The 26,035-nt window shown below is 67.9% G+C and carries 22 protein-coding genes and 1 pseudogene; 18 read left to right on the top strand and 5 right to left on the bottom strand.

The features are described 5' to 3' along the window. Positions 1–47 precede the first annotated feature (47 nt). The 4 genes from SSMG_RS12330 (at position 48) to SSMG_RS12345 (ending at position 2,645) form a co-directional block, all read left to right on the top strand. Positions 48–425, top strand: coding sequence for a hypothetical protein (locus tag SSMG_RS12330; RefSeq protein WP_009076159.1), 378 nt, complete (start codon positions 48–50; stop codon positions 423–425). A gap of 102 nt (positions 426–527) precedes the next feature. Then, complete coding sequence (locus tag SSMG_RS12335; protein ID WP_009076161.1) at positions 528–1,484, top strand: hypothetical protein; 957 nt, start codon at positions 528–530, stop codon at positions 1,482–1,484. 68 nt (positions 1,485–1,552) lie between these two features. Next, positions 1,553–2,224, top strand: a complete 672-nt coding sequence (locus SSMG_RS12340; protein ID WP_078560759.1) for a GNAT family N-acetyltransferase — start codon at positions 1,553–1,555, stop codon at positions 2,222–2,224. Between the two features lie 49 nt (positions 2,225–2,273). Beyond that, positions 2,274–2,645 carry a VOC family protein gene (locus SSMG_RS12345; protein ID WP_009076165.1) on the top strand — a complete coding sequence of 124 codons (372 nt, stop codon included), beginning with the start codon at positions 2,274–2,276 and terminating at the stop codon, positions 2,643–2,645. A 79-nt stretch (positions 2,646–2,724) separates the two neighbouring features. Here the strand turns inward: SSMG_RS12345 and SSMG_RS12350 are convergent, their stop codons facing one another. Continuing rightward, positions 2,725–3,933, bottom strand: a complete 1,209-nt coding sequence (locus SSMG_RS12350) for a cytochrome P450 (protein WP_009076167.1) — start codon at positions 3,931–3,933, stop codon at positions 2,725–2,727. A 105-nt stretch (positions 3,934–4,038) separates the two neighbouring features. Beyond that, positions 4,039–4,584, bottom strand: a complete 546-nt coding sequence (locus SSMG_RS12355; protein ID WP_037713453.1) for a winged helix-turn-helix domain-containing protein — start codon at positions 4,582–4,584, stop codon at positions 4,039–4,041. Between the two features lie 66 nt (positions 4,585–4,650). Between SSMG_RS12355 and SSMG_RS12360 the strand changes: the two genes are divergently transcribed. The 3 genes from SSMG_RS12360 to SSMG_RS12370 all read left to right on the top strand — a co-directional run bounded on the left by SSMG_RS12360 (position 4,651) and on the right by SSMG_RS12370 (position 8,031). Beyond that, positions 4,651–5,994, top strand: coding sequence for a M20/M25/M40 family metallo-hydrolase (locus SSMG_RS12360; RefSeq protein ID WP_199785886.1), 1,344 nt, complete (start codon positions 4,651–4,653; stop codon positions 5,992–5,994). Between the two features lie 91 nt (positions 5,995–6,085). Then, a complete protein-coding gene (locus SSMG_RS12365) occupies positions 6,086–7,369 on the top strand; it encodes an MFS transporter (protein WP_009076173.1) in 1,284 nt (427 codons plus the stop codon). A gap of 281 nt (positions 7,370–7,650) precedes the next feature. Further along, the gene (locus SSMG_RS12370) at positions 7,651–8,031 is read left to right on the top strand and encodes a hypothetical protein (RefSeq protein ID WP_286156950.1); all 381 of its coding nucleotides are present in this window, start codon (positions 7,651–7,653) and stop codon (positions 8,029–8,031) included. Between the two features lie 58 nt (positions 8,032–8,089). On the opposite strand, the gene SSMG_RS12375 is transcribed toward SSMG_RS12370, so the two are convergent. Next, positions 8,090–11,059, bottom strand: a complete 2,970-nt coding sequence (locus SSMG_RS12375) for a right-handed parallel beta-helix repeat-containing protein (RefSeq protein WP_009076177.1) — start codon at positions 11,057–11,059, stop codon at positions 8,090–8,092. 354 nt (positions 11,060–11,413) lie between these two features. On the opposite strand from SSMG_RS12375, the gene SSMG_RS12380 reads away from it, so the two are divergent. The 6 genes and pseudogenes from SSMG_RS12380 (at position 11,414) to SSMG_RS12405 (ending at position 16,480) form a co-directional block, all read left to right on the top strand. Next, entirely contained in the window at positions 11,414–12,436 is a 1,023-nt protein-coding gene (locus SSMG_RS12380; RefSeq protein WP_009076179.1) for a zinc-dependent alcohol dehydrogenase family protein, read from the top strand. Between the two features lie 34 nt (positions 12,437–12,470). Beyond that, positions 12,471–12,809 (top strand): annotated as a pseudogene (locus SSMG_RS46815) (SDR family oxidoreductase); the annotation flags it as partial. Positions 12,810–12,912: 103 nt separating this feature from the next. Next, positions 12,913–14,274, top strand: coding sequence for an amidase (locus SSMG_RS12390; protein ID WP_009076181.1), 1,362 nt, complete (start codon positions 12,913–12,915; stop codon positions 14,272–14,274). Continuing rightward, complete coding sequence (locus tag SSMG_RS12395; RefSeq protein ID WP_009076183.1) at positions 14,271–15,455, top strand: MFS transporter; 1,185 nt, start codon at positions 14,271–14,273, stop codon at positions 15,453–15,455. Before SSMG_RS12390 ends, SSMG_RS12395 begins: the two co-directional genes overlap by 4 nt. Before the next feature lie 42 nt (positions 15,456–15,497). Continuing rightward, on the top strand, positions 15,498–16,172 hold the full coding sequence (locus tag SSMG_RS12400) for a FadR/GntR family transcriptional regulator (protein WP_009076184.1): 675 nt from the start codon (positions 15,498–15,500) through the stop codon (positions 16,170–16,172). 5 nt (positions 16,173–16,177) lie between these two features. Continuing rightward, a complete protein-coding gene (locus tag SSMG_RS12405; protein WP_009076186.1) occupies positions 16,178–16,480 on the top strand; it encodes a SpoIIE family protein phosphatase in 303 nt (100 codons plus the stop codon). A 567-nt stretch (positions 16,481–17,047) separates the two neighbouring features. Here the strand turns inward: SSMG_RS12405 and SSMG_RS12410 are convergent. Further along, entirely contained in the window at positions 17,048–18,631 is a 1,584-nt protein-coding gene (locus SSMG_RS12410) for a hypothetical protein (protein WP_009076188.1), read from the bottom strand. A 391-nt stretch (positions 18,632–19,022) separates the two neighbouring features. Then, positions 19,023–19,454 carry an ROK family protein gene (locus SSMG_RS12415; RefSeq protein ID WP_078560761.1) on the bottom strand — a complete coding sequence of 144 codons (432 nt, stop codon included), beginning with the start codon at positions 19,452–19,454 and terminating at the stop codon, positions 19,023–19,025. Between the two features lie 1,036 nt (positions 19,455–20,490). Here SSMG_RS12415 and SSMG_RS12420 point away from each other — a divergent pair. The 5 genes from SSMG_RS12420 to SSMG_RS45315 all read left to right on the top strand — a co-directional run bounded on the left by SSMG_RS12420 (position 20,491) and on the right by SSMG_RS45315 (position 25,618). Continuing rightward, entirely contained in the window at positions 20,491–21,681 is a 1,191-nt protein-coding gene (locus SSMG_RS12420; RefSeq protein WP_158688011.1) for a gluconolaconase, read from the top strand. 33 nt (positions 21,682–21,714) lie between these two features. Beyond that, complete coding sequence (locus tag SSMG_RS12425) at positions 21,715–22,143, top strand: hypothetical protein (protein WP_009076194.1); 429 nt, start codon at positions 21,715–21,717, stop codon at positions 22,141–22,143. Positions 22,144–22,825: 682 nt separating this feature from the next. Continuing rightward, positions 22,826–23,731, top strand: coding sequence for a GH25 family lysozyme (locus SSMG_RS42315; RefSeq protein ID WP_158688012.1), 906 nt, complete (start codon positions 22,826–22,828; stop codon positions 23,729–23,731). A 939-nt stretch (positions 23,732–24,670) separates the two neighbouring features. Further along, positions 24,671–24,838, top strand: coding sequence for a hypothetical protein (locus SSMG_RS45310; RefSeq protein WP_158688013.1), 168 nt, complete (start codon positions 24,671–24,673; stop codon positions 24,836–24,838). Positions 24,839–25,087: 249 nt separating this feature from the next. Further along, positions 25,088–25,618, top strand: a complete 531-nt coding sequence (locus tag SSMG_RS45315) for a hypothetical protein (protein ID WP_009076198.1) — start codon at positions 25,088–25,090, stop codon at positions 25,616–25,618. Positions 25,619–26,035: the final 417 nt, after the last annotated feature.

Raw genomic sequence — 26,035 nt, forward strand, 5'->3', positions numbered from 1 at the left:
CCCCGGACCGGACGACAATGGCTTCCGCCGAAAACGAGGGAGGCGTCGTGAAAGAGCACTGGAAAGACGAACCGGACGAGCACGATTATCCGGCCGCATTCGACTATCTCACCCTGGTCGCCGCCGAGGACGTCGCGACCAAGCTGGTCGATCAGCTGAAAGAAGCGGAACTGACGCACCGCAAGGCGAAGGACATCCTCCGGGCCAGCAGGCTGAAGCTGCTGCCGGAGGACAACGCGCACGTCGCGAGCGACCTCGAGAAGGTCAAGGGCGGCAAGGCGCTGTCGCCGGTCCTGCTCGTCCGCGGGCACGGCCACCCCGGGTTCGCGACGGCCGACGACCTCGTCATCGCGGACGGTTACCACCGCGTGTGCGCTTCGTATCATCTCGACGAAAATGCCGACATTCCGTGCAAATTGATTTGAGCCCCGGCTGGATTCCGAATTGGTTGCGAAGGTCCGCCGCCCGTAACGCCTGCTCGCGGTTGTCGATCTTTCGAGGCGGGATCGACGAGACAGGCGGAGCGAGTGGACGAGCACAACATCGAAAACCATCCGGAGCTGATGGACCCGGATTGGCAGCGGCACGCCGAGAAGGAAGCCTGGACCGGCCTGCGCCGGCAGCGTCGCCGGACGCGCTGGCGCAGGCTGGCGGCCATCTGGGCGGCCGTGGTCGTCGTCGTGGCGGGGGCGGGGTTCTACCTGTGGAAGCAGGGGACGAGGGCGGAGGAGGTCGCCGGGAGCACTCCGGCCGCGCCGGTGTCGACCACCACCGCGCCCGCGCCGACCAGCCTTCCCGACTCCGCGCACGTCGACCTGTCCAGGCCGTTCCTCAACACCCCGGCGCAGAACTGGCCCGAGGGCATCGCCGGGCTGGCGGTCCCGGCCCCGGCGAAGGTCGGCACGTTCTCCGCGAAGCAGGTCGGGGACGCGCAGGAGCAGGTCAAACACGCGGTCGAGGTCGCGCAGTTCGACAAGAACGTCCTGGAAGGGCACCGCGCCGACGGGTACCTCGGGCTTTTCGCCCCGGACAGCAGGGCGCATCTCCAGGATGATCCGCAGTCGCTCGTGGTCTACCTGCAGGACGGCTACCGTCTCCTGCCCGTGTCGCCCCGGATGACCGGGAAGATGACCGTGCGGCCGGGCGAGGCCGGGGAGTTGTACCTGCACGTCTCGTACGTGGTGGCCTACGCCTTCGATCCCGGCAACCGGGTGATCGAAGGCCCGGGCGATCTGGAGCCGTTCGTGCGGACCGACGCGGACTACGTCATGCGCAGCGGTTCGGCCTGGGCACCGGGCAGCCGGGGCCTGTGGCTGGCCGAGAGCAGCGGGTACTCCACCGAGGTCTCGTGCGTCGCCGCCAAGCAGCGCCTGCTCGCCCCCGCGTTCGCCGACCCGGACTTCACCGGGCCGTCGCTGTCACCGGAGCCGGGGCAGTTCGATCCCGACAAACCCGCTCCGGTCAAGGGAAACTGCAAGGAGTGACCGCGCCCGGAGCCGATCGGGGATTCTCCTGAAACCCGCCCGGACCCGGCCCGGTACCATCACCCCCGATGATCACGAATGCGTCTCGGCGGCCCGGGTCCGGCGCCGTCGCCCCGTGGCGGGTCGACGAGGTCGGACGGAAGGTGCGGCTGCGCGCGGTCCGTCCCGGCGACCAGCGCACCCTCGCCGGATTCGACCGGGACTCGGTCCGGGCGCGGGACCCGCAGGTCGGCGGCTACCGGCACTGGGCGACGCACCGCGCGCACTCCTCGCCGGACGGCTTCCACTTCGCGATCGAGACCCTGCACAACCGGACGCTGGTCGGCTCGGTGTGGGTCGAAACGGACCCATACTCCGGCCGGTTCAGCTACGGCGTCGGCATCGGCCCGCAGCACCGCCGCTGCGGTTACGCCGCCGACGCGGTCGCGCTGCTGCTGGCGTTCATGTTCGAGCGCTGCCGGTACCGGGCGTGCGAGGTGAGCGTCAACGGAAGCAACTTCGCCTCGTTGTCCCTGCACGGCGAGCTGGGCTTCCGCGAAGAGGGCCGGCTCCGCGACGCCGAGTTGCTGCGCGGGGAAATCAAGTACCCCGTTCTGATGAGCATCACCGCCGAACAGTTCGCGGAGCGTCACCTGGCCCTCGAGGCCCGCGGCTCCAGCCGGTCGTCGTCCCGCGGCCGGCACTGGCGGGTCCAACGCCCCGGACGGCACCGCCGGATCGCCTACTCCGCGGGCAGCTAGCTCCCATTTCTCCAAGCCGCCGGCTGCCTTGGCCTGCGAGGCTGACCGGGTGATCAAGCGCATCATCGCCTACAGCGAGGGCCCCGACGACGCCGCGACCCGCGAGTTCTACGTCCAGGTCCTGGGGCTGGACGTCGCCATGGACGATCCCGTTCTCGGCCTCCGCAGCAACGACCACCCGGCCGCGCAGGTGCTGGTCCTTCCTCCCGGAAGCACTGATCCCGTGCCGCGCTGGGGAATTGATCTCGGCGATCCGGCAGCGGTCGAAGCAGCCCACGCCGAGTCGATCCGGCGCGGGCTGCGGGTGGTTTATCCGCTGACCGAGGAATCGTGGGGAGTGCTGCGGTTTTTCGTCGAGGATCCGGGTGGCAATGTCGTCAATGTGCTCGCCCACATGACGGGGAGTTCGCGCACCGAGTAGAAGATGGGGTTGCCGGGGCGGTCTTGGCGGTCCTGGGGGAGGCCCACGCCGAGGTGGTTCGGCGTGGGCCGTGCGTCGGCTATCCGCCCGCCGACGAGCCGCGAGAGGATCCGAGCGGCAAACCTCCCCAGGTAACCGGCAATTCGCGCACCGAGTAGAAAACCGCGTTCTCCTTGAACTCCAAGCGATCCACCGGCACCGCCAATGCCAACCCCGGCACCCGGCGCCGCAATGTCGAGAACGCGATCTCCAGTTCGACCCGCGCCAGCGGTGCGCCCAGGCAGAGGTGCCGTCCGTAGCCGAAGGCGACGTGGTGCCGGGCGGGGCGGCGGACGTCGAAGCGGTCGGGGTCCGGGAAGGCCAGCGGGTCCCGGTTCGCGGTGCTCTTCACCGCGATGATGCCCTCGCCCGCGCGGATCAGCTGCCCGCCGATCTCGAGGTCCGCCAACGCGACGCGGCGTGCTTCAGTGTGCGTGATCGACAAGTAGCGCAACAGTTCCTCCACCGGATCGGCGGACGAGTCGCGGAATTGCTCGGGGTGCGTCAGCAGCACAGCCGTGCCCAGCGCGATCATCGCCGCGGTGGTGTCGTGGCCTGCCACGAGAAGAAGCTGACCTAGCACGGCGATTTCCCGCGGGGACATCGGTTCGGGCGAGGCGGCCAGTTTGCTCAGCAGATCATCGCCCGGGGCAGCGGCTTTCGCGGCGACGAGGTCTTCCAGATACGCATTCAGCTCTTCGCTGGCGGCCACGGCGCGCGCCGGGTCAGGGTTGTCCATGACGAGGGTGCGGGCGACACCTTGGAAAAAGTCGCGATCCGCGTAGGGAACGCCGAGCAGTTCGCAGATCACGAGCGAGGGGAGCGGCAGCGCGAACGACTCGACCAGATCGGCCGGATCCGGCCCGGCGAGCAGTTGGTCGAGGAGATCGTCGACCAGCTCCTGAATGCGCGGCCGCAGCGCCGCCATTCTCCGGACGGTGAACTCCGGGGCCAGCCTCCGCCGCTGCGCCGGGTGCTCCGGCGGATCCAGCTGCATCAAGGTCTTCATCCGCGCGTCGCGTGCCTTGCTGACCGCGTTGGTATGCGGAAAACCGGGCTGTGCCACGTCAACGCTGACCCGCGGATCCGCCAGCACCGCGCGGACATCGGCGTACCGGGTGATCAGCCAGGGCTCGCTGCCGTCCCACAGCCGCACCCGCGACACCGGCGGCCGCTCGGTCAATCCGGGCGCGGGGGCGAACGGGCATCCTGCCGCCCGCGCCATCGGGAACGTTTCGCTGCCGGTCATGCCAGCTCCTCACGGTCGAGTGCGTTTCGGAGCTGAAGCATGGCTTCGCGCGGGAGCCCGGTAATCAGGCAAAACGGACGTTAACTGCGTCACATTTCGGCGGGGTCAGTCCTCGGCGGTGTCGGGCTCGCCGGGGCGCTCGACCACGCTCCACAGGAACGAATGCCTGCGCCCGGCCGGTTCTTCGCGCGCGACGAACTCGTCCAGCAACGCGTCCAATCGCGACTGCAGCTCGGCCGCGGCCTCGTCGCTCAGCCGGACCACGCCGCGGCGGGTCTGCTGGATCGACGCGGGGTCGGCTTCGAGCATTTCGGCCCGGTGCGCGTCCAGGGTCGCCAGTTCGACGCGCGCGGTCAGCGCCGGGTCGCCTGCCTGGTCGAGGTCGAGATGCCAGGTCCGCCGGGTCGTCCGGTAGGGGCGTTCCCAGGCCCCTAGGTCGCTGCGGCGGGCCGGTTCGGCGACGAGGAAACCGGCTTCCGCGAGCGCGTGCACCCGGCGCAGCACGGTCGCCGGGGACTCCTCGAGCCGCTTCGCCAGCTGCTGGTTCGTCCACGCGGAATCCAGGCACAGCCGCAGAATCCGCCAGCTCAGCGGGTGTGCGAGCGCGCGGAGGTCGTCGGCGGTCGCCTGGCGCGGGAGACGGTCGTCCATTGACAGCAGCTTAGCCGATTTGCTTCGATGGTATCGATATCAGAAAGTGAAATCACTGGAGGTCGGGTGCGCCGCATCGAGTCGTACGTCGAGCAGCACCGGGAGCGGCATGAAGCGGAGCTGGCCGAATGGATCGGCGTTCCCAGCGTGAGCGCCACCGGCGAGGGCATGGCCGAGGCGGCCGAGTTCGCCTGCGCGTTGCTGCGGCGCAGCGGGCTCGAAGCGCGGCAGGTGGAGACCGGTGGCTGGCCGCTGGCGGTCGGACATGCCGACGGGCCGCCCGGATCGCCGCACGTGGTGATCTACGGCCATTACGACGTCCAACCGGCCGGGCCGTTGGCCGCTTGGGACAGTCCGCCGTTCGAGGCGAGCATCCGGGACGGCCGGATGTACGGCCGCGGCACGGGCGACAACAAGGGGCAGCATCTCGCGCAGCTGCTTGCGTTGCGGGCGCTCGCCGAGACCGGGGAATTGCCGTGCAGCGTGACTGTGCTGCTCGACGGCGAGGAAGAAATCGGCAGTCCGAACCTGGAATCCGCGCTCGCCGGGTTGCGCGACGAGTGGGACGCGGACCTCGTGCTGTGGAGCGACGGCCCGGTGCACGACAGCGGCGAACCTACGGTCAGCCTCGGCGTGCGCGGTGCGGTCCGGTTCGAGATCCGGGTGCACGGCGCTCCGGCGGCGCTGCATTCGGGGAACTGGGGCGGGGTCGGCCCGAATCCCGCGTGGGAATTGGTGTGGCTGCTGTCGACGATGCGCTCTCCGGAAGGCGAGGTGCTGGTCAAGGGAATCGCCGACGGCAGGGTTCCGCTGAGCCCGTCGGAACGGGACGCGCTGGACGCGCTCCCGGTCGACGTTCCCGCCGCGCTCGCCGAAGTCGGCCTGAACCGGATGGATGTGCCGGAAGGCGTGGGGTTCAACGATCGCCTCGCCTTGCCGGCTTTCAGCATCAATTCGCTGTCCTGTTCGGACGAAGGCGAGCACCGCACGGTCATCCCGGCTGTCGCGGTCGCTCGCTGCGACATCCGGACGGTCGGCGGCCAGCGCGCCTCGACGGTCATCGAGGCGTTGCGCGCGCACCTCGCCGAGCACCTTCCGCACGCTGAACTGCACGTCCCGGGCGGAGTGATGGAAGCGTCCCGGACGCTGCCGGAATCGCCTTACACCGCGGTGATCACCGACGCGGTCAGCGCGGCTGCCGGACGTCCGGCGCTGCTGGTGCCCGCGATGGGCGGCAGCCTGCCGATCGCCTCGCTGTCCGACGGCCTCGGCCTGCCGTGCTACGGAATCCCGCTGGCGAACGTCGACGAGCACAACCACGGTCCCAACGAGAACTTCGAACTGGCCCGTTTTCACGCCGGAATCACCGCTGCCGCGAACGTCCTGCTCGAATTGGGCAAGCTCCGCTGAATTCCCGCACATGGTTGCTCCGGGCAGACGTGCTCGGAGCCGCGATTCACCAATGACGCCGAACCGCTGACGCACCGCCTCGGAGGCGACCATGTCGATCCCTGCTCCCGATTCCCCTGTCGTCCAAACAGTTCCCCCGCCGCGTGCGTCCCGGATCGTGCTCGCGGCCACGATCGGCAATACCCTGGAATGGTTCAGCCTCGGGGCCTACACTTTGTTCGCCGACGTTCTGGCGAAGCAATTCTTCCCCGCTTCTGACCCAGCGGTGTCCTTGATGCTGGCCTTCGCCAGCGTCGCGGTCGCGTATTTGATCCGCCCGTTCGGCGGGATGATCCTCGGGTCCTACGCCGACCGCGCGGGCCGCAAAGCCGCGCTGGTGTGGTCGATCCGGATCATGGCGGTGGCCTCGCTGCTGATCGCGGTCATGCCGAACTACGCGACGATCGGGATCGCGGCCCCGATCGGGCTGGTGTTCGCCAACCTGCTGCAGGGCTTCTCGGCGGGCGGCGAATTCGGCAGCGCGACCGCGTACCTGGTGGAAAGCAACCGGAAACGCCGCGGTTTCATGGGCAGCTGGGGCGCGGCGAGCCAGGGGCTGAGCACGCTGCTGGGCATCGTGTTCGCCGCCGTGCTGAGCGCGGTGCTCACCGAGGCGCAGCTCGGCTCGTGGGGCTGGCGGATCCCGTTCGCCTTCGGCCTGCTAATCGCCCCGATCGGCTACTACATCCGGCGGCACGTCGAGGAATCCCCCGCGTTCGAGGAAGACGCCGCCGAGGCCCCGCTGCGGGAGGTGCTGCGCTCGCAGAAGACCCGGATCCTGGTCGCGATGGGCGCGATGGCGGTGTCCACCGCGATCAGCTACCTGATCATCTACATGCCGACCTTCGCCATCCGCAACCTCGGGCTGCCCAAATCGCTGGCCTTCACCACGACCATCGTCACCCAGATCGTGCTGACCGTCCTCGCCCCGATCGCCGGACGCCTGTCCGACCGGACCGGCCGGATCCCGCTGATGGCCGCGGCCTGTTCGGCGATGCTGCTGGCGATCTTCCCGCTGTTCCTGGCACTGAACAGCGAGCCGACGTTCGCCGTGATGACGGCGGTGATGGCCGCGATCGGCCTGGTGAAAGTCTGGTACGTCGGCCCGCTGGGCACGATGATGGCCGACGTCTTCCCGACCCGCACCCGGGCGACCGGGCTGTCGGTCAGCTACAACATCACGGCGTCGGTTTTCGGCGGATTCACGCCGTTGGTGGTGATTTGGCTGATTCGGGTCACCGGGAGCAATCTGGCGCCGAGCTATTACGTGATGGCGCTGGCCGTGCTGAGCCTGAGCGCACTGGCCTTCGCCCGGCGGCGGTTGCGGGTGCGCTGAGGTGTCCTAAGTGGACTTAGGGGAGGCGCGCAACCTCGCGGAGGCTTGCGCGTCCTCTTCTCCGTAGCCGGGCCGCGGAGGTCCGGCCGGGGAGGGGATTTGTCATGACTGAGTGGAGAATCCGAAGACCGTTGCTCGGCGCGGGAGCGCTGGTACTGATCGCGGTGGCTGCGACGGCATGCACCTCGGATCCCGTGGGCGGCCCAGCGCCTTCGGGGTCCGCGCCAGCCGCCAGCGAACCCGCGACCACGTCGCCGACCATCTCGACGGCTCCATCGGCGGTGCCGCAAACGACCGCAGCGGCGTCGCCGGCGAAGCATTCAGCCGCTGTCGCGAAGCCGTCGCTGACCGTCTACCGCTGCGAAGGGCCCGCCGTCGTCGCGCCTTCGTGGCTGAACTTGGCCTGTGCGGACCAGAAAATGGGGATCGGCCAGCTGCGTTGGTCGGGCTGGGGCGAGGCGACCGCGCACGCGACGGGCAGCTTCTGGGAGTACGACTGCGTTCCCAGTTGCGCGTCCAGCATACTGATTTCGGTTCCGACGGCGGTGACCGCCAGCGGATTGGTCGGCGGTCATTACACCCGGCTGCACGTCACGGCGACGCCGACCCCGGCGTTGCCGCTCGACTATCGCCTGACGAATACCGGTCCTGTTGCTGAATAGGAAAATGCCGTGCGCGTGACGCCGGCAAGGCACCACGCGCACGGCACGTCAGCATGAGCTACGGATGAGTCCGGAAAGCGTCCACGATCAGATAACTGCCGTTCTTCATCGTCCCCGTAACGGTGTGCACCCCCGGCGGCAGCCCCGAGACAGTCGCCACCGTCGACTGGTACTCCCGCGTCGGCGTGACGAAACTGACCGTCCGGTAGGGCGAGCCGTCCAAGGTCAGGTCGACATCGCCCTCGTCCGTGTTGGTTTCGGAGATGATGTCGATTCCCGTTCCGTAGAACGTGAAACTCCACGAATCACCGACGTTCTGGGTCGCCCAGATGTCGTCGAGATACGAATTCGCGCCCCCGGCTGAACTGCCGCGCCAGATCCATCCCGTCGACGGCGCTCCGGTGTTGGTGTAGACGACGCCGGAAGTGTTGTTGAGCAGTTCCGCTTCCCGTGTCTTGGCAAGGTGAACAGTGACGTCAGCCTGCCCGCGCCGCACGGTCAGCGTGATCGGCGCACCCGGCGCGAGTCTGTTGTAGCTGAGCCAGAAGGTATTGCGATCGTCGGTCACTGAAGTGCCGTTGACGGCGGTGATGTCGTCACCGGTCCGCAACCCGTTCTGAGCCGCGTAGCTGCCCTGCGGCACTGAGGACAGGTAGAGGCCGTACGGCTTGGTCAGGCCAAGGGACGACTGGACCGCGAGGGACGGGATATTGGTAGCGGTGGCCCCCATGAGCATTTCGGGTTGGACGATCAGCCCGTTGGCCGGACCGCCGGAGCCGGGGCCGTTAGCGAAGACTGCCTTGGGCGGGCGCGGCGCCCCCGAGGCGCCGAAGCCGGTCATCGGGAAGTTGGCATAGCCGAGGCTGATCGCGGGCGAATCGGCGGCGACGGTGAAATCGTAGCTCGCCGGGGGATCGGCCGCGGCGAACTTCGGGTCGGCGACGAGCGAATGCGGGTCCATCCCGGCGCGAACCCAGGCCGATTGGGGGTTGATCGTGGCGCCGTCCGCGGAAAGCGCCTCGTTGCCGCTGCCGTCGGGGTTGACGTAAACCGGATAGCGGTCGTTCCAGAAAAGGTTTCGGTCGACGCCGTACTTGGCGGTGGACGGATTGTTCAGCACGTTGTTGTACGCCTGCGGACCGAGGGTGATGTTGTGCTCGATGAGGTCGCCGCAGTCGGAATGGCTGACCTGCTCGTAGATCGAGCCGTCCACGAGCAGGTTGTTCCGCACCGTGCGCTCGTACCCGTCGCGCAGTTTGATCCCGCCCTTGAGAATGAGGTTGTCCAGCAGACGGAAATTGGACGAGCCGTCGTCGAGGTCGATCGCCCAGTCCCCGGCGTGCCAGAACCGGTTGTGCTGAATGGTGATCGGCCGGACGACGTCCAGCTTCATCAGACGCCGCGCCTGGGCGTCGGTCAGCGCGGTGCCGGTGGTGCCTTCGAAACTCGTGCCCGGCGCGAGCGTGTTGTTGCCGGAACTGGCCCAGAACCGGCCGCGGCCCCATACGTTGATCGACCCGTTGTCGCCGGTTTCCTCGACGCAGTTGAACAGGTCGTTGTTCTTGACGTCGTGCCCGCCCCAGGTGCCGTCCTCGATGTTGAGGCACGCGCGCGGGCTGTCGGAGATGGTGTTGCCGTCGACCGTGACGTCCGCGCTCATCGAGATGTTGACGCCGGAGGACTGCTTTTCGAACCGGCCCATGTTCTGCATGAGGTTGTTCCGCACGACGATGTCGCGGGGATAGTCGTCGGTTTTCGGCCCGGGCGCGGTGTCGGTGACGGCGACGTTGTCGTAGTAGTTGCCGGAGTAGTCGCGCACCGCGCGCGGCGAGCCGACGATCTGGACGTCCGTGGCGCCGTCGGACTCAAACTTGTTGTCGCTGATCGTGTTGTGCTTGTTGTAGCCGTCGAGGAAGACGCCGTTGCCGCCGAGCTGGTCGAAGAACGACCCGGTGACTGAGATGTCAGCCGCGTTCTTCAGAGATACCGCACCCTTGTGGACGACCGACCAGTCGCCCTTGGCGTCGGCCTCGAACGGGCTGTTGAAGAGCGTGCGGTGTGTCGCGGTGAAGTGCAGCCCGCGCAGCGTGATGTCGTGTACGGGATTGGCCGGAGAGGTCCCGGTGAGGGTGAAGAGCTGGTCCTGTTCCGCGGTTTCGACGGTCGCGGCGGAAAGGTCGGTTCCGTCCGGCGGGTAGTAGAGCAGCTGACCGCTCGCGCGGTCGTAGAACCACTCGCCGGGAGCGTCGAGTTCTTCCTTGACGTTCTCGGCCATCGCCGGTCCGATCCGGCCGGGCCCGTTTCCCTGTGCCAGCCCGCAATCCTGCGGCCGGTTGTTGTCGCCGACGTAGTGCAGCGCGAGCCCGTCGGCGGTGCGCCCGCTGACGGTGAACGAGACAGAACCCCAGTCGCCGCAGTGCATCGCGCGCACCAGCGCGGTCGACGGGTCCGCCCATTTCGCCGATTCCCGTTCGAGGGCGGCCAGCGAGGTCGACCCCTGCAGCCGGGCCGCGTTCGGGTCGTAGTTCGGATAGCGGGCCAGGATCTGGCGCTGGCCGTTGACGAACAGGCCGTCGAAGTCCAGCCCGGCCGGGACGGTCGCGGTCACGATCTTGCTGCCGGGTGCGGTGGGCTGCCAGTTCGGACGCAACGGCCGTCCGCCGCTGATCGTCACGGCGGCGTCGGTCGCCGGCTGCCAGGTCACGGTGTGCCCGTTGCGTCCGGAGTCCTGCGGGCCGAACGCCAGCGGAGCGGCGAGATGATAGGCGCCCCCGGCGAGCTTGACCACGAGGTCGCGATGGTCGCCGACACCCGTGTCGAGCAGGTGCCGGACCCGTTGCTGCGCCTGGGAAAGCGAACACGGCCGCGGCTGGGTGCAGGGGTTTCCGGGCGGCGCGTCCGCGTTCGGGGCGGCGTAGACCGTCATCGGCGGCGGTCCGCTCGCGGCGGCCGGCGGCCCGAGGGCGAACGTGCCGCCTAACCCGGCGACGGCGGACAGGACGATGCTCACAAGCCGGCGGTTGGCCATTCAGGTCCTCCTTGACCAGGCATCGGGAGATGTCCTGCGCGCCCATGACATCCGATGTCTAGGAGACTATGCAGGAGGGCGCATCGGCAGTCAAGGAGGTGTACGGGTGGCTTCCGGAGGTGGGAAGTCGCCGTGAATCAAGGATATCCCGGGGAATCTGTCCCGATTTGGCGCAGTGTGCCAGGTCGACGGCGGGGTGTTTTACATCTGATCTTTCGTCGGTGCTGACTCGCTGGGTCGCGAGCAGGTCGAGGCGGCCGTTCTGGGGGGTTCTGACAGTGCCTGGCAGGCCGTCGCGAGATGACGGACGGTGAAGAGGCCACCCCCGAAGACCTGTCTAAAGAGGAATGCCAAGTGCGTGGAACTGTGTTGTACGGCCCGGGCGACGTCCGAGTGGAAGAGCGCGAAAACCCCGTCATCGTCGCGCCGACCGACGCGATCGTGCGCGTGTCGGCGAGCTGCGTGTGCGGTTCGGACCTGTGGGATTACCGCGGCGTCAACGAGGTGGCCGGGCCGACGCCGATGGGGCACGAGTACGTCGGTGTCGTCGCCGAAATCGGGGACGAGGTGAAGAACCTCGCGGTCGGCGACTTCGTCGTCAGGTCGTTTTTCGCCTCGGACAACACCTGTGAGATCTGCGAAGCCGGCTATCAGTCGCGGTGCGCGCATGTCGAGTACGTCGGGGCCGGCGGGGCGCAGGCGGAGTACCTGCGGGTGCCGCTGGCCGACGGGACCCTCGTCGCCACCCCCGGAATGCCGGACGACGACCTGATTCCCTCCCTGCTGGCCGCGTCCGACGTGCTCGGAACGGGCTGGTTCGGCGCCGTGGCCGCGGAGGCCGGGCCGGGCAAAACCGTGGCCGTGGTCGGCGACGGCGCGGTCGGTCTCCTCGCCGTGCTGGCCGCCAAGCACCTGGGCGCGGAGCGGATCATCGCGATGTCGCGGCACGCGTCGCGGCAGCAGCTCGCCCGCGAATTCGGCGCGACCGACATCGTCGCGGAGCGCGGTGACGAGGGCGTCGCGAGGATCAAGGAACTCACCGGCGGATACGGCGCGCACAGTGTGATCGAAGCGGTCGGCACCCAGGAATCGATGATGCAGGCCATTCGTTCGACGCGTCCCGGCGGGCACGTCGGCTACGTCGGGGTCGCGCACGGCGTAGAGCTTCCCGGCGAGGAACTGTTCTTCGCCGAGGTCCACCTGCTCGGCGGCCCCGCTCCGGTGCGCCGGTTCCTGCCCGGGCTGATCCGGCTCATCTGGGACCGCGAGATCGACCCGGGCCGCGTCTTCGACCTCACCCTCCCGCTCGAGGAGGCCGCCGAAGGCTACCGGGCGATGGACGAGCGCCGTGCCGTCAAAACGCTGCTGAAGCCGTGAACCAGGAAACCATGATGAACCCCTAGACCGCGACGCCGTCCGCAACGTGGCCGACGAGATCGGCCCGCGAGCGATCGGCGTCGCCTGCACGTGACCGACGAGCAGCAAGTGGCAGCGGCCGTGCAACGCGCGGTGACGGAGAACGGCCGACTGGACATGGCGTTCAACAACGCTGGCCGGGCGGGCTGGCCGGCTTGCCCGAGCGTGCGAATTATCACGCGTCAACGCGGTGTGCCCCGGTGTGCTCGATACGCCGATGGTGGCCGACCTGGTCGAGAACCAGGCCGAGGCGGTGCTGTGGTTGTGCAGTCCCGGGGCCAGTTTCGTGGTCGGGACCGCGCTTCCGGTCGACGGCGGATTCACCGTCCACTGAGGATTCCCGACGCACGCGGCGGCCGGGAGTCCGCCGGGTAAGGCTTGCCTAACCCGACGGCGTCGGTTACCGTCCAAGTCCTCAGATGACATGAGGAGTTGAGATGACGGATCTGACGCTGGCCGAGCTGGCGGCAGCGGTGCGGGCCCGCGAGGTGTCCCCGGTGGAGCTCGCCGAGGAGTACCTGGGCCGGATCGATCGCGAGAACGACGAAGTGGGCGCTTACCTCACGGTGGACCACGAGGGGGCGCTCGCGGCCGCCCGCGAGGCGGAGGCGCTCGTTCTGTCCGGCAGGCGGGACCTGCCGGTGTTGTGCGGCGTGCCGGTCTCGGTGAAGGACACCTGGCCGGTGAAGGGGCTGCGCTACACCTCGGGTTCGAAGGTCTTCGCCGAGCGGGTCGCCGAAGTGGACGCGGCGGTCGTGACGCAATTGCGCCAGGCGGGCATGGTGCTGCTCGGCAAGACCAACGCGGCCGAGTTCGGATGCTCCTCCTACACCGAGACGGTGTTCGGCGCGGCCCGCAATCCGCACGACCTCGCGCGCACCGCGGGCGGGTCCAGCGGCGGGGCCGCCGCCTCGGTCGCGGCTGGACTGGCTCCGGCCGCGCAGGGCAGCGACGGCGGCGGCTCGGTGCGGATCCCGGCCGCGTGCTGCGGGCTGGTCGGGATCAAGCCGACCAGGGGCCGGGTGAGCCCCGCTCCCGGGCCGGATTCGGCCGGGCTGGCCACCGCGGGTCCGATCGCCCGCACGGTCGCGGACGCCGCACTGCTGCTGGACGTCCTGAGCACCGCGCGTCCCGGCGACACCCACCAGTTGCCGCCGACCCCGCCCGGGCACTTCGCGAGCAGCGCCGAGCGCGACCCCGGCCGGTTGCGGATCGGCGTGCTCGAAGGGCAGCCGAACGACGACCCGTGGTGCCGCCGGGCGTGCGAAGACACTGCCGCGCTGCTCGCGGATCTGGGACACGACGTGGAGGAGGCCGCGCCGACGGTTCCGGACGACTACCGCGACGATTTCACCGTCGTGTGGTCGGTGCTCGCCGCGTCGGTGCCGGTTCCCGCCGAACGGGAGCAGGACCTGCTGCCGCTGACCCGCTGGCTGCGGGAGAAGGCACGCGGCTACGACGCGGTGACCCTCATGTCCGCGCTCGGGTCGATGCAGGCCACCGCCCGCCGGATCGCCGACCGCTACGACCGGTTCGACGTCGTCCTCAGTTCCGCCACGGCCACCCTGCCGCCGCTGGTGGGCGGCCTCGTCGACGCGGATCCCGCGCGCACCTTCGAGAACATGCTGGAGTTTCATCCGCTCACGCCGCTGGCCAACATCACCGGCCAGCCGTCGCTGACCGCCCCGGCGCTCCGGACACCCGGCGGGTTGCCCGCGGGGGTGCTGCTCACCGGCCGCTACGGCGCCGAGACGACCCTCATTTCCGTTGCGGCACAACTGGAGCGGGCACGGCGATGAGAAAAGCTCAACTGGGCTTCCTGACCGGAACCCACGTCGTCAACGACCTGTACCAGGGCGCGGTGCCCGCGTTGCTGCCGTTCCTGATGAGCGAGCGGCACTACAGCTACGCGGCGGTGTCCGGAATCGCCTTGGCCGCAACGGGTTTGTCCAGCGTCGTGCAGCCGGTGTTCGGCATGATCGTCGACCGGTCCCGGCGAGACTGGCTGGCCCCGCTGGGGTTCCTCGTGGCCGCCGCCGGAATCGCCGGCGCCGGTTTCGCGGACAGCTATCTGCTCACCTGGATTTGCGTTGCCATCGCGGGAATCGGCGTGGCCGCCTACCATCCGCCCGCGACCAATCAGGCTCGGGCGGCGGGCGGCCGGTCGCAACGCGCCATGAGCTTGTTCTCGGTGGGCGGCACGCTGGGCAGTTCGCTCGCTCCCGCTCTGGTCACCGCGGTCGTCGGCTCGCTCGGCCTGTCGGGAAGCTACCTGCTGGCGGTCCCGGCGGCGGTGATGGCGTTGCTGTGGTTGCTCAATCGCCGCAATGTCCCCGTGCTGGCCACCAGCGGAACCGCGGCCGGACAGTCCACAACGGACGTCTCGGACGACTGGCGGGCCTTCGGCAGGCTGGTCGCGGCAACGGTCGGATGGTCGATCCCTTATGTGACAGTCAGTTCGCTGCTTTCGCTGTACGCGATTCGCGAGTTGCACGCTTCGACAGCAGTCGCGGCGGTGACGCTGACGTCGTTCACGCTTGCCGGTGCCGCGGGTACGGTGCTCGGAGGTTGGCTGGGCGACTGGTTCGGTCGCCTGACCCCGATCCGGGCCGGATACCTGCTGGGCATTCCGGCGCTGGCCGGAGTGGTGTTCAGCCCGGCTTATCCCGTGCTGGAACTCAGCACCGTCCTGTTAGGACTCGCGATGTTCCTGCCGTTCGCCAACCAGGTGACGCTCGCCCAGGACTACCTGCCGACGCGACCCGGTACGGCCAGCGGGCTGACGCTCGGCCTGGCGATGTCGGTCGGCGGGCTGACCTCGCCGCTGTTCGGCTGGCTGGCCGACTCCGAGGGGTTGCGGTTCACCCTGGGCGCGGTGCTCGCGGTGTACCTCATCGCCGTGGTGTTCGGCACCCGCCTGCGGGACCGCGTCCTGCCTGTTCAGCCGTCCGCGCACCCCTCTGAGGAGCTGGTGACCTGATACCTTGCTGGCCGGGGTACTAAGCGGAAAAGGGAGTCTGACATGACGGTCCGGTCGGTGCAGCGAACCTCGCTGGTCGACGCGGCGACGGCCGAACTGCGCCGGCTGATCGGCGAGGGCGAATGGCCGGTCGGGGCCAAGCTGCCCAACGAAGTCGAGCTGAGCAAACTGCTCGGAGTCGGCCGGTCCACGGCGAGGGAGGCCGTCCGGGCTCTCATCTCCGCCGGTCAGCTGTACTCCCAGCAGGGTTCGGGCACCTACGTCGCCTCGGCGACCCCGCTGTCCGATTTGGACCGCAAACTGCGCACGGCCGCGGCGATCGACGTGTACGAGGTCCGCGTCGCCCTGGAAGTCGAGGCGGGTGCCCTCGCCGCGACCCGACGCACCGCCGCGGACCTCAAAGCGCTCCGCAAAGCGCTCAAGGCCCGTGACCGAGCCGCCTCGCTCCCCGAACTGCTGGACGCGGACGTCGCGTTCCACCGGGCAGTCGTCCTGGCCGCGCACAACCCGGTGCTGCTCGACGTATTCGATTCCTTCCTCGACGCCATGCGCGCCGTGGCCGCCGATGTCACCACCTTGGACAACGGCGAAACCAGCACGGACGACCTCCACCAGGCCCACCACGACCTGGTGGAGGCGATCGAAGCCGGCGACGCGGAGGCTGCCGCGCTGGCTACGCGCCGCAATGTCGAGCGGACTCTGGATCAGCTTCGCTAGAAACGGTGCCGCACCGATTCCAGGCGCTCGACGGAGACCGGTTCGTCTTCGTCAGCGACGGCGTCTACAACGCGACCGGCCTCCTCGGCGAACTCTGCGGCGACCGCGAACTGTCCGAGGCGGTCGTGACCACTGCCGACCTGCCCGCGGCGCACGTGCCGGGCATGGTCCTGCGAGAACTCGCCACCCGCCGCGACCACGCCCAAGCGGAAGACGACGCGATGGTGGTCTGCCTGGGCTGGTTCGGGCCGACCCCGCTGCCGGGCGCGGGAGCCAGCACGATCGCGGTGGCCAGGACCGCGCCCTGACCGGAGCATCGATGGGTGCTCTTTATCTGGTGGCGACGTTTTTCGTTGCCGGTTGTGGCAGCGATTTCGTTTGCCCTGTCCTCGAGCGCACCATCAGCTTCCCGATCTTCGGCAAGCAGTCGTCGACCGGGCGAACCCGGTGCTCGGTGCGACCGCCGCACAGCATCTCGGACTGTCTTCCGGGGAGATATCCGGTCGTCCACGGGGATCCCGGTGGCCATCAGCGGGGCCATCTCCGGCCGCCTGCGGGGACTATTCACTGACCGCGGACGCTTGCTCGCGACGACTCGATACAGGCGGCCGATTCCAGGTATCAAGCTCTGGCCTTCGACCAGCGTTGTCGAAGCCTCAGACGAGAACTCGCACAAGATCACCTGCGCGATGCGCAGACGTCGATCGTAGTGAGCCGCTTAGGGCTCGGCCCCGGAATCTGCGGCGTGAAAGCTCCATCGGCTCTGGAGCACATTTGAGCACCTCGGCGTGCTGGGTGCGACTGGGCACAATGGCGGGAGACGTTCGGAAAGGTCGTTGGCAACCCAGGTAGAGGGTCCGCGGGCCTTGCTCCCGTCAGGCTTCCGCTCGCGACCGGACTGTGCGGCTTCGGCGAAATCGCTTGCGGTGCATTGACACTGCCGCCATCAGCGCGCCGCCGATGAGCAGCAACGCGCCGCCGATGAGGTAGCCGCGGATATCCGCGCCGGTCGTGGCGAGCGGGCCGCGGTAGAACGGGCCGGTTGCGGGTGCTGCGGCCGCCGGAGCCGCCGGCCGCCGGGCGTCCGCTGGCATGCCGGACGTCGTCGGGCTCGTGTTGGCGGGCCGCGAAGTCGAGGGCGTCGCCGAGGACGATGTCGGCGCGGTCGATGTCGCGGAGTCGGAGGCGGTCGTCCAGCACACCTTGGAACCGAGCGAGTTTCGGGCCATCCACAGCGACAAGAATGCCTGGGCCGCCATGGCGCCGACGCGTTGTTCCCGGCCGAAGTAGTTGTTCTCGTCCGTCCCGTCGTAGGTGCGGCCGTCGGGGAACCTCGCTTGCAGGGCCAGTTGCTTCTCGTCGTGCAGCCGCTCCCACGTGCTAGCGCCGACCGATGACCCGCTGTCCTGCTGGTAGAGAGACACCAGCAGGTCGAAGTTCCCGAAATAGAACGGGAACTCAGTGCCCCAGTCGTTGCCCTCCGGATAGCTGATGGCGGGAGAGCCGGGTGTGTAGATGGTCTTCCCGGAGAACGGGCGGTCAACCAGTGCGCGGTACACGATCGGAATATTGTGCAAGGCCGCACCAGGGGCGCAGGTGCGCCCGAGGGCGGAGATGGCCCCCTGATAGAGGTTCTGGTCGAAGGCGGCCATGTAGAGCGGGTGCACCCGATGGTGATTGCGAAGAATGCCGTCGTCCTCGATGTTCGTCCCCTGCAGCCAGGTGGACAACTGGATCCCGTCGATCGTCTTCGTGCTGTCGAGGTCGGCTGGTCGCGCGGCGCTGGCCACCAGCAGTTCGCTGTTGCGGCGAGCCCACCGCCGCGCGTCGGGACTTCCGGGCAGCATCGCGGCGGCCAGACCGAGCAGCCCGGCATTCCAGCTGTCTTCCTCGGCCTTGCTGTCGCCTGGCGTGATCACCTTGCCGTCGCGTCGCTTCATGTACAGCTGCCAAGAACCGTCGCCGACGAGACGGACGTCGTCGCCCGTGGTCAACCGGTTCGCCTCGAATACGAGCATCCTGACGACCTTTTCCCGGTCGGCAGCGGAGAGCGAGTCCCACGTCAACCACGCTGCCGCCCCGGCGTAGTAAGCCCACAGCGCGGTCTGCCAGTCGCCTCCCCAGGACGTCGCGGTGTTGTCGTTGTTCACCCGGTGGCGCGCGGCCACAGAGCGCACCAGGTTGACAAGCCGGGCAGTGGCTTTCGATGCCGAGAGGCCATTCGAATCGTAGGCGCCGAGTTTGAGCGCGACCGCGGTTGTCAACGCGGCCATCGCCGGAACGCGGATCGCCCGCTCGTCTTTCCCGCCGAGGTCCAGATAACCGTCCTTTGCGTACTCTCGATAAGTTTCGGCGTAGGCTGGCCCGATGAGATAGCGAGAACTGTTCCGCAGGATCGTCCGGATCCGTTGACCTTGCTCGTCGGCTGCCGAATACGTGCCCAAGGTCGTCGAATCCAAGGGCTGTACCTACTGGGCGGGCGAGACGCTCTCGGCGTGAGCCGGTGCCGCGGAGCCGGCCAGTGCGACGATCACCGCGAAAGCAGCTAAGCGGCGCGGGAAACGGAACGATTTCATGTTCGCTCCTGTTCGGAATCTGGCCGGACCGTTTTGGTATGGACCATTAGGCAAGGTGAATCGCTGGTTTGTCAACCGGCTGCTTCCTGCGCGAGGCGGGAATATTTCACGCGTCGCTCATTGATTATTGCATTGCGCTGCAGCCGGGTTCGGATTTGGCCCGGAAGGGATGACGCGACCACCCTCGGGGGAGGGCGAGGCGTCGTCGGCCGGTTTGCGCAGCGGCAGCAGGGCATGCGCTGGTGCGCCGTCACGGAGAGCGCGACCGCGACGTTCACGACCCCGGCGGCGGCGCGATCGATCGCGTCGACTGCGGGACGGGGCACGACGACAATGACCCGACCAGTTCCCGCGGGAGCAGCGTCGCCCCGACGACGGCCGCGGCCCCGTGCCGGGCCGCGGCGATGGCCGACGGCCGGATGCCTGCGAGCCGAGCGGACACGGCCGCGGCCAACGGGTCAAGCAACAGAGCGCCGGATTCGGCCAGCCCACCGCCGACCACCACCGTCCGGCAGTCCGAAACCGGGGTGGCCCAAGCGAGCGCTTCCGCAAGCACGCCGACGCACTTCGCCCACGCCTCCTCCGCGACTTGATCCCCGGCCCGGACGCGTAACGCGACCTCCAACGCGCTCGGCACGCCGACCAGCCTGGCGACGCCCGCCGCCGAGGCGATCTCCTCCGTCCGGGAACCGTCGGCGAGCCGGATCTCGCCTGCTGCCGCCGCTTTTCACCATCGAGTGTGTGCGGGCGGGAAACGTGACCGGGCTGGTGGCGCGGACTCCCGGTGGCCGCAAGCCACGGCGGCGAAACCTAGGGTGGCTGCCGACCGGGCGATGGACACAAGCGTGCCGGATCTCATCTGGACTCCGGTATGCCCGGCTATTCTCGGGTGGCTTTCGAAACGGGCGCTGCTGTGGCTGCCGAAACGGGAATTCGTCGTACTCAGTACGGGCAGGGGACCAGTGAAGGGCCGGCCTCCCGGAGCGGTCGGATCTCGTGTTTCCTCCCAGCCGTTCCCGGCGAGCGCCGAGCAGCTCCTCCTCCGGGTATTTGGATGCGCGGAATCGCTTGCCGCCCCGGCGGGTTCAGCGCGTCGACGCGGCGGTTGCGTTCAGGACCGAATGAGGGGGGCGGTGACACGTCGTTGCCGGAAAGATGGCCACTGCTCTGCGGGACGGGTTGAGCGTGTGCTCGGTCGGGCTCGTGCCGGCGCGGCCGGCGAGCGCGATCGAGAGGCTGACCGCCCTGCTCGTCGGGCAAGTATTGTTCCGGCATCCACTGACTCGCCGACCCGTTGACCGTGCGCCGCTTGCTGGTTCTGTCGCTTTCCGATCGCGGGCGCGAAGGGCTTGGTTGTCGTGGCATCGAACTGGCGGCAAGGCAGTCCGGGCCGGGCAGCCGTTTGGCGTCCGGCGCTTCACGGTCGCAGCGACATTCACGGCCGGGTGAGCAAAGCTCGGTGAAAATTTGCACGCCGGCCGATAAGCGCGAAGCGGGAAACCCGGCTCTGCCAGCCTTCTCGGAACTGCGGCGCATCGACCGGGCGGTCCAGGTGATTCGGCGAGTTCCGGCAAGGCGTGAACAATTGCATTTGATATTCACAATACGGACAGTTCCGGCGATGCTCGTTGACAACGAGTTGAGAATGGGTAGCGTTAGGTTTTAGGAAATCAATGCGCGAACCACTCAGAAGCCATTTCTAAACACTCGGCATTGGAGCACGCATGGCTACCAACAATCCGATGGGGAAGACGTACATTCCCTCGCGTTATCTGCGATATGTCCTGACTGAGCGAAACTTGCAGGAACTCGATATCGCGGGCCGCGTCGATGAATTCCGGAATTGGGCGGGAAGGCTGCTTCCGGATACTGCGTCAACGCTCGGGAGCGATTACACGGCCGACTACTACGTACGGGCGGTGGCGCAGCAGAAAGATAAAGACGGGAACGACCGGAAGGTGCTGCCGACGGGGTTCTCGATCAACAATGTCCGGTACGGCGATTACCCGGACAGCGAACGTACGGCAAGGGCGCGGGGCTGGCTCGCGTACATGAACAAGGGCGAGCCGCTCATTGACGAGCGGTCGGATATCGTGCAGCCCCGACCCGATGTGATCTCTGAGCAGGTCTACGTGAACCGTACCGACCCGCAGCCGATGAACTGGGAAAATTCAGTGGAATTTTCCATCGAGAACGAGATCAGCTGGTCGCTTGACGGGACGGTCGAACTCACCTTCGGCGATTCGGCGTCCGCCGAATTGCATCAGACGATCGAAGTCGGCAAAGAAGACACCTGTGCGGGGATGACGTCGGTAGAGCAGATCATGCACGACCATCCCGAAGAGACCGGAGGCGAGTCGCACGCTCATGCCGAGGTGTCCAGTGAAGAGACGAATACTGTCGAGTCGACGAGCGAAGGGGCCGGCACCGGCGAAGTGTCTGCCGAACTGATGCTCGGCATCACGGGCGAGGTCAGCGGCTCCCTGCGGACCGGATGGACGCAGACCTCGACGATGAGCGGCACCGTGGGCTCCAGGGTGGTGGTGCGGGCGTCCCAGCGCCGCCAGGTCCGGCGGTACGACTACACGATCCCCATCGTTTTCGGCGGCTACGTCGCATTGTACTATCCGGAACCAGTCAAATTCGGCAGTCAGGATTATGCCTATAAGAGCATCGATTCCCTCAAAACCTGGAAAAAAGTCCAGACTGCTGACCCGACGGGCAATATCGAGCCTCCGGAGTACACGCAGGTGATCGTATTCGACATTCGGATCTTGGGAATCGTCAAGTACGGCGAGGTGTACGCTCAAAAAGGCTGGGCGGAGGTGGTGTCCACGCTGGCGGGCGAACACGAAGTGTTCAATCCGGAGGCGCTTACTGTCTCCGGGCGGAATTCGAACGACGGCGAGCCCACTGCGCTCTACAAGTACTGACAATCGCATCGACCGTCAAGAGTGGAGCTGTAAATGCTATTCGACAACGTCTTTAAGGGTGCGGCCGCCGAAGCTCTGCTTGCGGAGCAGGCCGCGAACTACCTGCACGGGTTCATTCCCGGAGAATGGCCCATCCGCGAGTATTCAGACCCGGAGCTTTTCGAGGGAATCCCGGACACTCCGCAGGATCCGAAGATCGTTACCGAAGAGTCGCCGGTGGGGCTCTTGATCGCAAAATCTTTCCTGGCGGCGAGTTTCAGCAATTACCAGGACTTCGCGGGCGAGCAGAAGGCGGCCGACCAAAGTCCCGAGACGACGAGCAACGTGGCTTTCGATACCGTCACCGAAGCGTCGAAGCATCTGCACGCCGAGGCGAAGAAGCCGGATACGCCCGAGCGTCCTGACCCCGGAAAGCCCGATGTGCCGACCCCTCCGAAGCCGCTCAAGCCCGACAACGCCTGAAGCAGCGCGTCCGGCGTCGCGTCGCGAATGAAGCAGCCCGTAGACCGTGCCCGGCGAGGCCGCCGGGCACGGCCTACGGGCTCGGGGTGATCCGGGTGAAGGCCCGCCGCCGCGCAGGCGTTCGTCATTTCGTGATTCTTGACGCAGGTTCCCTGCGGCGCATTTCGGCGTTGCCGCCGGATCATCTTATTTGGCTAATTATTGAATCAGCTCCAGGAAATCCGGACCAACGCCGGTGCGACGAGACCGGCGGCACCGGCGCTCCCGCCGCCGAGCCCGGTTCGGCGGGTCCCGCACCCCACGGGGCCAGACCCCACGGCCAACCCGGAACGCGGGCTGACCCGCGGCTGCGGAAACGGGCGCTGCTGCCGTCCGCCGTCGCGGGCCTCCCAGTCGCGACCCTCACGCGGCTGAGGGTTATCAAGGTCTCGACGGCCTCACTGGCTCCTCTGGAGCCACCGCAAAGCCGGAGACATCGGCCCGGCAGGACCCACCGGACACAAGGGGAACCCGGAGCCTGCCCGATCCCGACGAGCGCAAGGCGACAAGGGTGCCCCAGCTCCGCCTGCCCGGACGGTTTCGCGCTGCCGTCATCACCGTCCCGGCGGTTTCACGTGCCAGGGCAAGGTGCGCGCCGGGCCCCGCACCCGCGAGCTCATTCCACGACCACCGGAGGTTAAGCGTGCCCACTGGCCTAGGGGTGGATCTCCACCCGTACTACCAGCGCGGCGTCACGTCGCTGCCCGGCGTCGAATACGGCTGGCTGAAGATGGCCGACGGCGCACAGGAATACTCGAAAACTGCCGATGGCACGGTGTATACGGCGGACGCGCACGCCGCCTTGTTCCGGCAGCTCGGCATCCCGTTCGGCGGATACGTCTACGCCCAGCCCGGCGACGGCGCCGCGGAGGCACGCGTGCTGTGGGCAGAGTGCCAGCGTCTCGGCGGGACCAGCGTGGCACCCGCCTGCGACATCGAGAGCGATCCGAAGATCCATGTCTGGAGCGCGGAGGAAGCGACCGACCACGGCCGCGCCTACTGCTCGGAGATGCTCAAGCGCGGCGTCCGGCCCGCGATCTACATGAACGACGCGCTCGCCGGGCAGACCGGGGTCGAGGACTGGCCCGAAAACCCGGTCCTTTGGATCGCGCGCTACGGCGCCAAGCCGGCGAGGACCCGTTACGACGTCCACCAGTACCGCAGCGACGGCACGCTTCCCGGCTCGGCCGGGCTCGTCGACTGGAACCAGGCGTACACGACCGCTCATTTGATCGACACGGAGGTATCAGAGTTGGACAGCACCCAGGCCGCGCAGTTGTCGGCCATCGCACAGAACTCCGCTTACGTCGCGGCCGTGCTCGCCCGCTACCCGGACAGCGCGACCAACGGCGACGCGGACGCGAACGGCACGCCGATCTACGACGCGGCGGAGAACACCCGCCGGATCGTCGGCCAGCTCAAGACGCTCGGCGCGCAGGTCACCGGCCTCGGCGCAGCCGTCGCGGCACTGTCGAAGGACAACTCGCTCACCACCGACGCGGTGAAACAGATCATCGACGACGCGGTAGTGAAGAGTCTCGGTGGGTAGGAGGCCGGAGGCTGGCTCCTCTCCGCGTCCTGGCCCGCCAGTCGCTCAGGACTTGCGACGGCCGGCTGGCCTCCCGCCCCGATGCCGCGGCTGACCCCTCGGTAGCCGTAGACGGCCCTGGCTTTCGGGTTCTCCGTGACCTTCTTGCCGGGATCTGTCCAAAGGCGATTCGCCGCGAGCAGGGCTGGTTGCCGAACCGCGGGAGGTGCCGCGTCGGGAGCAGCCGAGCCGGGTCGCCGAGCAGTCCGCCGCGGTCCTCTTCGGACGGTCGCCCGACAGCGGCGATCAACCTGGCCCCGCGGCGTTCGAGATCCGGCGACCGGCTCCGGTCCCGGCCCAGTCGCGACTGGGCCGGGACCGTTCGGCTTGCTGCGCATCGTGGTCCCGGTCGCGGTCCGGTGCTTCGAGATGACCCGCTGAGGGCATCAGCTCGCGAACCACGGTGTCACCGGCACCGCCCGGAACTGCTGCTGATGGCCCTCCTGACGGGCCACTCGGCCGGTGGCTGCTCGACGACCATGTGACGTCCGCGTCGCCGGCCTGAAGTTGCCACTCGGCGACCGGCACAGCCTCGGACTCGGCCGCGCGGTCCGCGCTCGGGCCTTCGGAGAAGTCCGGCGCTGGGTCGTTCTACCGCGGGCGCCAATGAGAGTCGGCAGCGCCGTTCGTGCCGACAGTCCTTTCGCGCCCCGCTTGACTCGGTATAGCACTCGTCACCTTGTTCTCGGCGGACGGCGAGGGACGTGGTCTCCCCGACGGCCGCCAAGCTGAGCCGGGAATCATGGCGTTCGCGCGTCGTGACAGAGGATCCTGCGGCGTTGCTGGCTTCTGCCCCCTGTTCGCGTATCTGTTCGTCGGGCGAGCAGGTCGTCGCGGTGACGCCGGCTGGGGGGAGGGCGGTGTCGAGCACGGCGACGGGTTGCGCCGAGCCTGTTCGGCATGGACCCCGCCGAAGCCGATCACGCGGCAGCCGGACTGGCCTGGCTGCCCGTTGTCTGGCTCGTGGGTGCTCACGCTCATTTAGCGAGCGGCCACGACGCCGCCGACAGTGCGGCGCCCGCGCTGTGCGATCTCGGGCGGCGTGTCGTGGTCACGGGCGCGAACTGAGCATGATCATCCTCGAGCAGGGCCTGGTAGACGCCTGACGCTCCCCGTCGACGGCGTTCGAGGGCCGCCTGCTGCGCGCAGGCCGGGCTCATGGATACCTCACGAGAATCCGAGCAGTGGTTGCCTGGGCTGCACGTGCGACTATTTTCACTCGTTCGAATATTGCACGGCGGGCGAAGAGGGGTGTTTACTGGTATTTGTATCCCGTGGGGCCCCGGGATCGGAATTCGACATCAAGGAAGGTGTAGAATGCGAATGGAACGAAATGTTGTCGACGAAGTCGAGGAGGCGTCCTCGCGTCGCGATCGGCCGAAGTCGTGGAAGCGATTGATCGCGGCGGGCGCGATCGCGGTCGCGTTCGCCGGCGTCACCGCGCAGAGCGCCTCCGCCGGAACTCCCGACGACGTCTGCTTCGAGGGGATCGCGAATGGGCCGGGCAACCAGCTTCCAGCCGATCCGGAGGCCACGAACTACGTTTGCCAGTGGCGGTGGGACAACGCTAATCAGACGCTTTCCGTCCGGCTTCCTCCACAGTGGTACGTGACGTTCGAATTTGCTTTCCATCATCCGGACGGAACACGGTATCAGCAAACTGCCCACCTGTACAATTACGCCAATGTTGCTCAGCAGAGGGGTTTCGGGTTGGCGGACCTTCATATTCCTGCGGGTTCGATTATCGAAGTAGTCGAGCTTCATGCCCAGGAACCTGCTCCTGAACGTCCGGGGCAAGAGGTTGAAATGGGGATTCATGCGGATCTTGACGGCGTGCGCGAACTTTGACGTGCGGCTGTTCGGGCCTGGTAATGCGCGGCTGGCACGGCAGCTGCCGGGGGCGATCCGGAGGCGCGCCGCGGTCATGGAGGCGGACCAGCGCGTGACCGGCTTCACGGCATGCTGGACCCCGACGCAGTGCCCTTCGTCGCTGTAGCCGACGCACCCGGCGCCGCGCCAGGCCCGTGCTCGACCCGCCTCCAGAACGGGCCGAGCACGGGCCCGCCTCTCCGAGGTGGTCCCCATGCCGCGCCCGACGCTGACGAGCCCGTCCACGCCGCGCAACCCCGAACCGGGCGGGACCGCCCACGCGAGCGATGCGCCTTACCCGGCGCACCCCGCGACAGCGGTACCGTTCCGGAATGCGAGCCGGGCCCGATCAGCTCGTGGTCGACTTCGCAACCACTTCCGCCGGTTCGCCATGCA

Origin of the sequence: Streptomyces sp. AA4 (assembly GCF_000158875.1) — a bacterium.
Classification (GTDB): Bacteria; Actinomycetota; Actinomycetes; order Mycobacteriales; family Pseudonocardiaceae; genus Amycolatopsis.

What these genes read in the sequence shown, in the direction of transcription:
- SSMG_RS12340 (WP_078560759.1), top strand. Translation starts at nt 1,553, where the DNA reads ATGATCACGAATGCGTCTCGGCGGCCCGGGTCCGGCGCCGTCGCCCCG.
- SSMG_RS12350 (WP_009076167.1), bottom strand. Translation starts at nt 3,933, where the DNA reads ATGACCGGCAGCGAAACGTTCCCGATGGCGCGGGCGGCAGGATGCCCG.
- SSMG_RS12355 (WP_037713453.1), bottom strand. Translation starts at nt 4,584, where the DNA reads ATGGACGACCGTCTCCCGCGCCAGGCGACCGCCGACGACCTCCGCGCG.
- SSMG_RS12365 (WP_009076173.1), top strand. Translation starts at nt 6,086, where the DNA reads ATGTCGATCCCTGCTCCCGATTCCCCTGTCGTCCAAACAGTTCCCCCG.
- SSMG_RS12375 (WP_009076177.1), bottom strand. Translation starts at nt 11,059, where the DNA reads ATGGCCAACCGCCGGCTTGTGAGCATCGTCCTGTCCGCCGTCGCCGGG.
- SSMG_RS12390 (WP_009076181.1), top strand. Translation starts at nt 12,913, where the DNA reads ATGACGGATCTGACGCTGGCCGAGCTGGCGGCAGCGGTGCGGGCCCGC.
- SSMG_RS12395 (WP_009076183.1), top strand. Translation starts at nt 14,271, where the DNA reads ATGAGAAAAGCTCAACTGGGCTTCCTGACCGGAACCCACGTCGTCAAC.
- SSMG_RS12400 (WP_009076184.1), top strand. Translation starts at nt 15,498, where the DNA reads ATGACGGTCCGGTCGGTGCAGCGAACCTCGCTGGTCGACGCGGCGACG.
- SSMG_RS12420 (WP_158688011.1), top strand. Translation starts at nt 20,491, where the DNA reads ATGGGGAAGACGTACATTCCCTCGCGTTATCTGCGATATGTCCTGACT.
- SSMG_RS12425 (WP_009076194.1), top strand. Translation starts at nt 21,715, where the DNA reads ATGCTATTCGACAACGTCTTTAAGGGTGCGGCCGCCGAAGCTCTGCTT.
- SSMG_RS45310 (WP_158688013.1), top strand. Translation starts at nt 24,671, where the DNA reads ATGGACCCCGCCGAAGCCGATCACGCGGCAGCCGGACTGGCCTGGCTG.
- SSMG_RS45315 (WP_009076198.1), top strand. Translation starts at nt 25,088, where the DNA reads ATGCGAATGGAACGAAATGTTGTCGACGAAGTCGAGGAGGCGTCCTCG.